This is a genomic window from Methylobacterium crusticola, assembly GCF_003574465.1.
Taxonomy (GTDB): Bacteria; Pseudomonadota; Alphaproteobacteria; order Rhizobiales; family Beijerinckiaceae; genus Methylobacterium; species Methylobacterium crusticola.
The window spans coordinates 1-3456 of the sequence record NZ_QOWC01000381.1 but is presented as its reverse complement, the minus strand read 5'-3'; the positions used below and the strand labels follow the sequence as shown (position 1 = coordinate 3456).

The 3456-nt window shown below is 61.7% G+C and carries 2 protein-coding genes and 1 tRNA gene; 2 read left to right on the top strand and 1 reads right to left on the bottom strand.

All coding sequences use genetic code 11. The annotated features are described in order from the left end of the window. Nucleotides 1-88: 88 nt before the first annotated feature. Together DT057_RS34335 and DT057_RS34330 are read left to right on the top strand one after the other, a co-directional pair. Nucleotides 89-1309, top strand: a complete 1221-nt coding sequence (locus DT057_RS34335; protein ID WP_128566476.1) for an IS256 family transposase — start codon at nt 89-91, stop codon at nt 1307-1309. 470 nt (nt 1310-1779) lie between these two features. Then, a tRNA-Arg gene (locus DT057_RS34330) sits at nt 1780-1856 on the top strand. Between the two features lie 756 nt (nt 1857-2612). On the opposite strand, the gene DT057_RS34325 is transcribed toward DT057_RS34330, so the two are convergent. Beyond that, the gene (locus DT057_RS34325) at nt 2613-3194 is read right to left on the bottom strand and encodes a hypothetical protein (protein ID WP_128566475.1); all 582 of its coding nucleotides are present in this window, start codon (nt 3192-3194) and stop codon (nt 2613-2615) included. Between the last annotated feature and the right edge of the window lie 262 nt (nt 3195-3456).

The window sequence follows — 3456 nt, the reverse complement described above, 5'->3', positions numbered from 1 at the left end:
CCTCGTGGGAATGCCTGAAGGGCTCCACGAGGGGACTGTCGGGCATTTCGTGTAGGGGCGGCCATAGTGGACCCGAAGGAGGTTCCCGATGGCACGACGCAAATCGCCCCGCATCCCTGACGCAATCCTGGATCAGCTCCTGGCCGGCGCCGATCCGAAAACGGCCTTTGAGGCCGATGGCCTGCTGGACGAGTTGAAGAAGGCCCTGGCCGAGCGGGCGCTCAACGCCGAGATGGACCATCATCTGGCGGGCGAGGAGGCCGGCAACACGCGCAACGGCTACGGCCGCAAGACCGTGACCACCGAGACTGGCCGGATCGAACTGGCGATCCCGCGCGACCGGCAGGCGACGTTCGACCCGCAGCTGATCGCCCGCTATCAGCGCCGCTTTCCCGGCTTCGACGACAAGATCGTGTCGATGGACGCCCGCGGCATGAGCACCCGGGAGATCGTCTCCCACCTGCGCGAGCTGTACGGCATCGAGGTCTCACCCGACCTGATCAGCGCGGTGACTGACGCGGTGCTCGACGAGGTCGCCGCCTGGCAGGCCCGGCCGCTGGAACCGGTCTACCCGATCGTGTTCTTCGACGCCCTGCGGATCAAGGTGCGCGACGAGGGGGTGGTCCGCAACAAGGCCGTCCACATCGCGCTCGGCGTGCGCGCCGACGGATCCAAGGAGATCCTCGGCCTATGGCTGGCGCAGAACGAGGGCGCCAAGTTCTGGTTGCGGGTCATGAACGAACTCAGGAATCGCGGCGTCGAGGATGTGCTGCTGGCCGTGGTGGATGGCCTGAAGGGCTTCCCCGACGCGATCCGGGCGGTGTTCCCCGAGGCGCTTGTTCAAACCTGCATCGTCCACCTGCTGCGCCACAGCCTCGACTTCGTCTCCTCCAAGGACCGCAAGCTCGTGGCGGCCGCGCTGAAGGACATCTATCGAGCTCTCGATGCCGCCGCCGGCGAGGCGGCGCTGTCCGCCTTCGAGGCGGGCGAGTGGGGCCGGCGCTACCCGGCCATCGCCCAGAGCTGGTCACGAGCCTGGAGCGAGGTCGTCCCCTTCTACGCGTTCCCCAACGAGGTGCGCCGGATCCTCTACACCACGAACGCCATCGAGGCCCTGAACGCCACGCTGCGCCGGGCCGTGCGCGCCCGCGGTCACTTCCCGACCGACGAGGCCGCGCTGAAGCTGCTCTACCTGGTCTTGAACCGCTCCGAGAAGGCGTGGAAGATGGGCCCGCGTGAGTGGGTCATGGCCAAAGCACAGTTCGCCCTGATCTTCGGCGAGCGCTTCACCCGGGCCATGGCGGCCTGATGTTCAACCCGCCGCCCCTACACGAAATTCATGACAGTCCCCGCGCGACGCCCTCGCGACGCTGGAACGTCTGACGAGAGATGCCGGACGGCGGATGTGAATCTCGTGCGGCTACCAATCCTGCGCATCAGGGACGCCATTCGCTCCCTCGTGCCCGACCCGTCCGACCGCCAAAGCCGCCCTGCAATTTCGTCGCTCACGTTTTCGGAGCGCGCCACACCGGCGCTCTCACAGCAACGAATTCCCGCCGCACTCGCGGCGCACGCGACTCAACCGCGCCACACCCCGTCCGCACCCGGGGCACGAAGCCGGCCCCTCGCTGCTTCAGCCTCCCGACGCCGCGCACCCGACAAGGTTCGACCGTGTGACCTTTGCCTCCGCAGCCTTCGCTCGCGTCCCATCGCGCGGACTCACGTCCCTCAACACCGTTGCACGCTGCCGCCTCTTGCGCTACTGAGGGGCCGCGGTCAGCACCCGTAGCTCAGCTGGATAGAGCGTTGCCCTCCGAAGGCAAAGGTCACACGTTCGAATCGTGTCGGGTGCGCCACTTCAAGCCTCTGTAAGGCTTGGTGTTTCTCTGGTCTCAGCCTCCGCAGGATCCTCGACCGGGTCGGTCTGTCACGCTGCTGTCACAGGCAATGCGGGACATGGAACATGGCGACCATCCGTGAGCGGGGCTCCTCCTGGCAAGCCCAGGTACGGCGTGACGGGCACCCTGCTGCCTCATGGGCCAGGGAGAAGGAGCGAGCTCTTGAACGGGCTGAACTCCCGGTTGGCCTGAGGCAGGCCGCAGGCGCCACCGGTGGCGACCTCCTCAGGCGCTACGACGTGGAGGTCGCTCCTGCCAAACGGGGGGCACGCTTTGAGAGATCAAGGATCAGGACGCTCCTTGCCCATCCGATTGCCCGAGCTTCGTTAGCCAAGCTCCCTCCCGCATTGGTGGCTCGCTCGCGTGATGATCGAACCGCGGTCGTGAGTGGCGATTCCGTCAGGCGGGAGTGACCATCCTTCGGCACTGTAAGAACCGCCTTCAAGCTCCGTTTCGAGGTGTTATGGACTCGCGCAGGCTTACGGCAGCAACTCGTCGATGACGGGTCGAGATGAGCATCAGCGATATGAAAGGGCGCATTGGTCGGACAAGCTTATGGCTCGATGCTGTTCCGCTTACGGGACTCGATCGGGGAGCCAACACCCGCCTCATTACATCCCGCTGCACCAATCCGAAAACACCGGGTGGCTTGTGTCGGGTTATCATTAGATGGATCGTAGAAACAAAGGCTGCGCCCATTCCAGAGTACGGTCGTCAGACCACCTGTCTGAGGTCGAAACCTGCGCCCGCAACGGGGCGAGTGCTGCCCTTGGTTGCTGTAGATCCTTTAGTCGTCTCGGGCCCCGACACACCAACCGAACCGCTCACGCCTATCCCACCGGGAGCATAAGACGCGGTTCCAGTGACTGTCGTGCGCCCCTCTGCGGTGCTCGTACTGTCCGCGTTTGATTCGGTAACCGAGCCAGGCGAATTGCGTTTTGCCGAAAATTTTAAGTCTTTGCTCTTTGCTGTCAGCTTATAATCGCAAATACCTTGAGCAACCATAAAGTTGTTTGCAAATGCTACAATACGAAAACTTCCCTCAGTCCAAAGCTCAATGGTATTCAACTGAATGATGCCGTTAGCTGTCTCAAACATTCCGTCGCCAACATTTTCTGGCAGCCATATCGTGTTAGTGGGGTCCTTGCCACTTATGAAGCCGAACAAGAACTTAAGAGCTATCGCTGGAGTATCGTCTGCCTCTTTCGCCATAAATCGTACAGATACACGAGGAGCGGATCCTGACATGATTACAAATGGAAAGTCGATTCCAGCCTTGTACATCCCTTTAGCCATCTGATTCTCCTTCAGGATACAACGCCTATCTTGTGCCAAGGCACGCTTCGGAGAGAATCATGCCAGCACTGTTGAATCTACGACGAAACATCCAAGTTGGTCCTGTCGTATCATTTGTTTTAGCACGCCATCTCGCCGTAATTTTATTATAATGAACTGGATCACGGCTTAAAAAACGGATTACTGGGAAAGTGCCATTCGCGAGAGCCGCGATCCAGCAACGTCTAGCCTGCGATGTTCTTGTGGATGTGCCACTTGTGCT